This window comes from Thioclava sp. UBA3469, from assembly GCF_002378135.1.
In the GTDB taxonomy this organism is placed as follows: Bacteria; Pseudomonadota; Alphaproteobacteria; order Rhodobacterales; family Rhodobacteraceae; genus Thioclava; species Thioclava sediminum.
The window spans coordinates 1-7,077 of the sequence record NZ_DFRG01000193.1 but is presented as its reverse complement, the minus strand read 5'-3'; the positions used below and the strand labels follow the sequence as shown (position 1 = coordinate 7,077).

Here is a 7,077-nt window from a genome sequence, read left to right as displayed (position 1 = left end):
GCGCGGTAGTGATCCTGTGGATGCGACTTTGACGTCTGGGTTTTGTCTTATCAGCGATCAGTTTAGAAGGGTGCCAAGGTCCCTGGCATCTCCCTCGTCTGTTCACTCACCTTCCTTCGTGGCCCCCGCACTTCTCCCTTTGTCTGAGTTGCATGACATGCTGGTCGCAGCTGTCGTCCCGTCCACAAAGGTTGTCGCCGATCTTTTTCCCCTGACCCTGCGGGCCATTCCTCGCGGAGCAAAAAGACCGGCGCCTGCCCCTCTCCGATGCGCTCGCCTTCGGTGTGCCCTTGACCTGCCACTGAACTTTCATCCAGCCGCGACCGGAGCCCGGTTGGTCCGCTCCGGTATCATCCGTCGGCTGCTGGACGGGCCGACGACCGCGCGGCGGGGTAAGTTCGCTCGAAAAGTCAGCGTGCAGATCACGCGACAGGCAAGCGGGGGAAGACCTCGCCGACCTTGTGGTTCTTTCCCGCCTCTCCCCAAACTTGGGCTCGATTAGTTCAAATCCACCGCCGCCCAAAGCGAACTGAGCGGCAGCGCGAAGTTGCCCTCCCCCAAGGTCAGCTTTTCCTGCCCGAGGTAGAAGACAATCCCTACGGTGCTGCGGCCTTTTCCCGGGCCATCTTTGGCAAACCACTTCAAGTGCTTGAAATCCTCGGCCGCAACCGTGGTCGCTGCCTTGACTTCAATCCCAACCAGCCGGTGACCTCCATCGATCAGAATATCAACTTCCCTGCGGTCTGCGCTGCGCCAATGATAGAGACGATAATCTTCATCCTGCACCGGCAAAGCGCGCTGCAGTTCACCGACTACGAAGCTTTCCAAAAGGCCACCCAGAGCTTCGGGGCTGTTGCCGATGTCAAAAGATCTGTCGTTCAGTCGGCGAAGCGCACAGGCAATCCCCGTATCCACGAAGTGGAACTTCGGTTGCTTGATATCCCGTTTGCTCTCTCCCGGCATCCACGCGCTCAGCTTGGTCACCAATGAGAGCCTCATGAGAATGCCGAGATATTGATCAACTGTCTCGCGCTTGAGTTTTGCCAGCTTTGCCAATTCGGACGTGTTGATCTCTTGCGCAGTCCGTGCCGCCATTTGATCGATCAAGAACCGAAGTGCATCAGGCTTCCGAACCGGCATGACGTCAGCCACGTCTCGATCTACCACCGCATCGATGTAGTCGCGATACTGTCGTTGCCGTGACCGGAAAGGCAGCACGCGGATTTCGGGGTATCCGCCCCTGAGGATGAGGTCGACATAATCTTTGCGCCCCAAGTGCGCGGGATCCGAGATCTGCGGCAGCGCCGGGACGGACTGCATCGCCCAATCGATCAACCGGCTCGCTGGCGCGCGATTGACCTCGGCGGTCGTCAGCGGCCAGAGCTTGAGCGTCTGCATCCGGCCCGCCAGCGAGTCAGCGACCTCCGCCGTGGTGAATACGTTCGATGATCCCGTCAGGACAAACTGCCCTTTCCGGCGGTTGCGATCGACGATTTTCTTGATGGCCAACGCGAGCTTCGGCGACCTTTGGGCCTCATCGATGATAACCGGTGCGTCAGCTAGTTCTTCCGCAAGGCTTGTCAGCTGGCCTTCGGGGTCGGCCTCCATAGCCGCCAAGATCGCCCCATCGTCCAGCGTGATGAACCGTCCCCTCTTAAACAGGTCACGAACAAGGGTCGTCTTACCGACCTGCCGTGGTCCGACAAGGTTGACAACTCGTGCAGTTGCCAAAGCTTCCTGCAGTTCAGGCGTCAGGTGTCGCGGAAGGTATTCATCAACTTCATCCATCTCACGAGATGCCTACCACCGCCCCCACCAAATGTCCATTAGATCTGCCACAATATGCCTGTTAGAAGACACACTAAACGACCATCACACGCATCTCGCTACGCGGGACCCAGCCCCGCATCCTCCAGCCCTTCGCGGTCGGGCAGGTCCTGCAGTGTCTCCAGATCGAACGCCGCGAGGAACTGATCGGTCGTAACGAAAGTAAACGGCGCGCCGCGGCGGGGCGCGCGGGGGCCGGTCGAGATCAGGCCGCGCGCATGCAGGCGGCCCGTGAGGTCGCGGCTGATTTCCTTGCCGAAGATGTCCTTCAGCCCGTCGCGGGTGATCGGTTGGTGGTAAGCGATGGCTGCGAGCACGGCGATGTCGAATTCGCTCAGGTCGAAGAGCTGATCCCCGACATCCGCCGCTGCCCGGATCGCGGGCGCGTAGGCGGGTCGGGTGCGCAGCATCCAGCCATCGGCAACGCGCGCGAGCTCGAAGGCGCGGCCCTCCAGATCGGCCGAGAGATCGGCGATCAACAGGTCGACCGACGCCCCCTGCCCCACCACCCGCGCCAGATCGTCGCGCGGGACCGGCGTCGCGGAGGCAAAGAGCACTGCCTCGATCCGCCGCATCCATTCGCGCCAGCGCAACTCGGGCGGAAACTCGTCAAGCTCGCGATCCAGCGGTGTCCGGTCCTTCGCCATGTTCACACCCCATACAGGCGGAAGGTGTCGCGCCCGGTCAGCTCGCGGATCGCGCCGAGTTGGACGAGCCGGTCGCAAAGCCTCCGCGCGGCGCGATCGGGCAGCGGCAGGGCCGCAGGGGCAACGGCGTCCCGGGAGAGGAATAACGCCACCGCCTCCGCCGCCCCTTTTGCGCGCAGCTTCGGCGCCACCGCACGCAGCCGGGCGGTTCGGCGAGTAAGGTCTGTTAACAGCCGGTCCGCCTCGATGGCCGCCGTATGCAGCGCGCGGTGGCAGGCGAGGTGCAGCTCCGTCCCGATCAGGCGCAGCTCGGCGCGTTTGAGGCCCGTCGACAGCAGCGGCACCAGATGGTTCCAACCAAGCGCCTGCGCCAAGGCGGCGTCGGCGAGGATCAGCGCTGCGAGTTGCGCCCGCGGCGCCTCGGCAAGAACCGCCTCAAGAACGTCCGCCGCCCGCGCGACCGGAGCCCCCTGCCCCACCGCCAACCAACGTTCGAGCGCCTCCGGCGCGTGATAGGGCAGCGCACGTTGCAGCGACGCGACCGAGATCGGGCGCTCCACCGCGCGCCGCCATGCTAGATAGACCTCGCCCGCCGGTCCTGGCAGATCACCGTCGCGCAAAAGGTTTACCGCGTCGCGTAGGTCCGGCGCACGCTCGGGGCGGCCCGAATGGGTCACGCGGAGTTCCGCCGCACGTAACGCGAGGCGTTCGCGCAACAAGGCGTGGGGGGCGGCGTCGCGCGTCAACACCAGATGCAGATGGCTCAACGCGGCACCCGACAAAAACGCCACATCTTCAGGGGTTTCGCCATGCCCCAGCGTGACCCAAGCCGGCAGGTGCGGTAGGGTTTCGTAAGCGTCAGCGATGTCGGGCATCAGCGATGTCATGTTCTGAGCCTACCGCGCCGCGGCGCTTTTCTCCAGCAAATTGCAGCAAAACCGCCCCGCTTTGTTGGTCTTCGTTATGTCCAATAATCTTGCATTATCGGACCATAGCTAACTAAGCTCGAACCTGCGGGCATTTGTCCGGAAAACCGATGCCGAATGGCTCGCGCAACAACTCCTCGGCTGTCAGCTACCCGCCAGCTGACAGCTTCAAGAACCGTTCCTTCAGGAGCCGATCTGATGAGCGACGACCGCGACGACGACGCGAGGGACACTGCCCCTGCCCTGCCCGCGAATGTAGCAGGCTCCGGCGCGCTCAATCGGCTGGTGGAAACAGCGCGCGACTATGCACAGCAATCGGCGGCGGATAACACGCTTGCGGCCTACGCCGCGGATTGGGCACAGTTCGCGCGTTGGTGCCGGATGAAAGGCGCGGCGCCACTCCCCCCCTCGCCCGAGATGATCGGGCTCTACCTCGCGGATCTCGCCGCGCCGGCTGACAACACGGCGGGCCTGTCGGTGCCGACGATCGAGCGGCGGCTCTCAGGCCTGACCTGGAACGCGGCGCAGCGCGGTTTCACCATTGACCGGCGCAACCGGCATATCGCCACCGTGCTCGCCGGAATCCGTCGCCGTCACGCGCGCCCGCCGAAGCAGAAAGAGGCGATCTCACCCGAGGAGATTCTCGCGATGGCGGCCACCCTGCCCCACGATCTGCGCGGACTGCGCGACCGAGCTATCCTGCTGCTCGGCTATGCCGGAGGTTTGCGGCGGTCGGAAATCACCGGTCTGGATCACGCACGCGACGACACGATCGATGGCCGTGGCTGGGTTGAGATCTTGGAAGACGGCGCGGTGCTGACACTCAATGCGAAGACTGGCTGGCGCGAAGTCGAGATTGGCCGCGGCACCTCGGAGCGTAGCTGCCCGGTCCACGCGCTGGAGCAATGGCTGCACTTCGCCAAAATCGGCTTCGGTCCGCTTTTCGTACGGGTGTCGCGCGACGGGACCCGCGCGCTCGAGGCGCGGCTCAATGATCGCCACGTCGCCCGGCTGATCAAGCAGACCGTTCTTGCAGCGGGCATCCGCAGCGACCTGCCCGAGGCGAAACGGCTCGCGCTGTTCTCCGGCCACAGCCTGCGCGCGGGTCTCGCGAGCTGGGCCGAGGTGGACGAGCGCCACGTGCAGAAACATCTCGGCCACGCCTCGGCGGAAATGACGCGCCGCTACCAACGCCGTCGCGACCGGTTCCGCGTGAACCTCACGAAGGCTGCGGGGCTCTGAGGGCTACGGGCTGAGAAAGTTGACAGCCGTCAACCGGGCGAGCCGCAAACATCCCTTCGCTTGGCCAATCGGAATTTCTGCTCATTCCGACCATCGCGACGCGGCGGCCCTTTGGAGTTAGCCTCTAACCGTATCATCTGATGGAGAACATTCCTGAGCGTGGATGTGATTAACGACGGCACGCAAGAGCGCATGCGTCTGATCTCTGAAAAGCAGCTGCCAAGCCCGCCCGTGAGTGGGCGTATCTTCATCGTGGGAGGCGTCGCGACCTATTTTAGCAGTCTGGCGATCCTGAGAGGCGCAAACGAGAAGCAAGTGCTATTGCGCGACATCTTCTCGGACGCGTCCCGAGAGATTAAGTTCATCATCGGCTCGAACGGCAGCTACCATGAGATCCTCCAAATTCGCGGCACACGAACGCTCGGGGAACTCGTGCCTCAAGCTGACTCGCGGTGCTACGGCGACTGGGTCTCAGCCGAACGTGCGCGACGACGCATGGCCATAAACAAGATGAACGCCTAAGCAAGGTACGCGCGCCACGCTCAGCGCGTAGGTAGGTATGTATCGAGATCGCCCAAATTCAACTCGGAGACCGTGGCGGCGAACGGAGGATCAGCGGGTGATCGGTGAGTTGACGACGCACAGCAGAAGTTGACAGCCGTCAACTTGCAGATCTTGGCTTGCGGGGTGGGGACTTTCGCAAATTTCACTAAGCAGTTCCGGTGTTGGGCCAGGATGTGATCCACTCATCCGACAACATTTGGAAACTCACGCCCCAAGACATTCACTTCCGTTGCTCCGGCGAAAACTCGACGGAGACTGTTCTCACTATCTGAGAAACCATCGCCAGGTTGACGGCTGTCAACTTCTGCTATGTGCCGAAATCACTGCTAAAGATTAACGAGCACGCGCTGAACCGACTCTGACGGACCTGGAAAAACCAAGAAGGGCAGGGCGCTTTGCTCATATGAAGGCAAACCCTCAGCTCACGAGATCTTCCAACATCCGTTAGGTTGGGCGCGAAGACGCATTCCTACGCCTGGCTAGAGTGCGGGCCAGACTTATCCGCATCTCTCAGCTGTTTTGTCGCACCGCGCGCAATATCGACGCGAAAGAGGCTGGCCTATGTCCACGCAACTTACACAACGGCGGCGCCTCGGAATGGTAACGAAAAGTCCGCGCCCGGCACCAAATCGCGAACTGTGAGACCAAGCTCATCAGTGGAGAGGGCAGGGGCCCCGATTCCGAAACGTGCTTTATTCTCCTTTTCTCTCCCGCCTTCCTATTCGCCGCGTAAACTCATACCGCAACAAGCGGACCTCATGTCCTGAGGCTCGATCAACCGCCATACGGCCCGGAAACGCCAATCCTCGTCGTCCAAGCCCCGCATTCCGAGTGGAACAGGGAAGATACTGCATCACGTCGAAACCCCTCCCATCACGCGTCGCCACACTTCGTTCGGTGAACGGGCAGGGGCTCGCCCACGCTCCGATCGCAACGCGACAGCCTCAGTTTCCATTCTACGCGCAGCACAGACATCACACAGCCCGTGCGTTTCGCGTCTGCATCAGGGCCATGACCATTGGGCCGGGGCTGAAGCCGCCATCTGCAGCTTTGCCAGAGAGCGCGCGCAGGTAACCGCCGGGGTTTCGGATCTCCTCGGTTCGCTGGAGCATTGCAAGGACGGTAATCGCCGCGTTTGTCGCGCCCATATGCCGCGTGGCCTCAGCCCAGGCGGAAGGCGAGATACCCATCATCGGGTGAATGAACTCAGCTCGCGCGATCAGCTCGTCCCAGGACCGAATCGGTTCGGGCGAATAGTCTCGGGCATCCGGACAGGCCTGCAACACTAGCCACAGCGGCAATTTTGGCGCTTCGGCTACCTCTTCTGGTTCGCACGGGTCCAAATCGTCCGACGGGGAGGGCAGGGGCGACCCCGCCGCCGCTTCTTCCATTTCTTTGGAAGATTCAGATTCGTATAGACTTATGTTTGAATCTTGTATGTGCCGCTCATTATTGACGTCTTTGCCGCTTATATTTTCTGATTTTTCTTTTGGAATGAAGCTCTTAGCTTTCTCCCGCAGGTCGTTCGCGCGACGATGCATCTCCGTCATCTCCTCGAGCCCGAGCTTACGCCGCATCTCGCGGCTCATCAGTGCCAGCATGTCCGACAGCATATCCCAGTTCGCAGAGACCGTCTCGCGGCCATAGTCGACCAGCTGGGCGACATCGCGCAGGATCAGCACCACAGCCTCGCGCAGCGCCTTGTAGCGGGCCTGTGCCTCACGGGTCGCTTGTGCGGCCTGTGAAATCTCAGCCTCGCGCAGCAGCAGCGGACGCAGATCGAAGCCGAACGCCACCTGGAGCTGTTCGCCGGCGCGGCGGGCGTAGCGCTTGCCGTTGGGGCTGTCGTGGCGGATCACGAGGCCCGACTT

General features: G+C 62.1%; 6 protein-coding genes. 2 read left to right on the top strand and 4 right to left on the bottom strand.

Annotation, left to right across the window (positions count from 1 at the left end):
* Positions 1–498: 498 nt before the first annotated feature.
* From B3D39_RS13845 to B3D39_RS13835, 3 genes are all read right to left on the bottom strand, one after another.
* Positions 499–1,788 (bottom strand): ATP-binding protein, encoded by a 1,290-nt coding sequence (locus tag B3D39_RS13845; protein WP_274963332.1) that lies wholly within the window; start codon positions 1,786–1,788, stop codon positions 499–501.
* Between the two features lie 98 nt (positions 1,789–1,886).
* On the bottom strand, positions 1,887–2,474 hold the full coding sequence (scpB, locus tag B3D39_RS13840; RefSeq protein ID WP_274963331.1) for an SMC-Scp complex subunit ScpB: 588 nt from the start codon (positions 2,472–2,474) through the stop codon (positions 1,887–1,889).
* A 2-nt stretch (positions 2,475–2,476) separates the two neighbouring features.
* Complete coding sequence (locus B3D39_RS13835; protein ID WP_274963330.1) at positions 2,477–3,361, bottom strand: DUF1403 family protein; 885 nt, start codon at positions 3,359–3,361, stop codon at positions 2,477–2,479.
* A 237-nt stretch (positions 3,362–3,598) separates the two neighbouring features.
* Here B3D39_RS13835 and B3D39_RS13830 point away from each other — a divergent pair, with 237 nt between their 5' ends.
* Both B3D39_RS13830 and B3D39_RS13825 read left to right on the top strand, forming a co-directional pair.
* Complete coding sequence (locus tag B3D39_RS13830) at positions 3,599–4,642, top strand: tyrosine-type recombinase/integrase (RefSeq protein ID WP_274963329.1); 1,044 nt, start codon at positions 3,599–3,601, stop codon at positions 4,640–4,642.
* A gap of 159 nt (positions 4,643–4,801) precedes the next feature.
* Positions 4,802–5,164 (top strand): hypothetical protein, encoded by a 363-nt coding sequence (locus B3D39_RS13825; RefSeq protein ID WP_274963328.1) that lies wholly within the window; start codon positions 4,802–4,804, stop codon positions 5,162–5,164.
* Between the two features lie 1,016 nt (positions 5,165–6,180).
* Here the strand turns inward: B3D39_RS13825 and repC are convergent.
* Positions 6,181–7,077: plasmid replication protein RepC (repC, locus tag B3D39_RS13820; RefSeq protein WP_286789808.1), on the bottom strand; the 897-nt coding region annotated here is incomplete at its 5' end.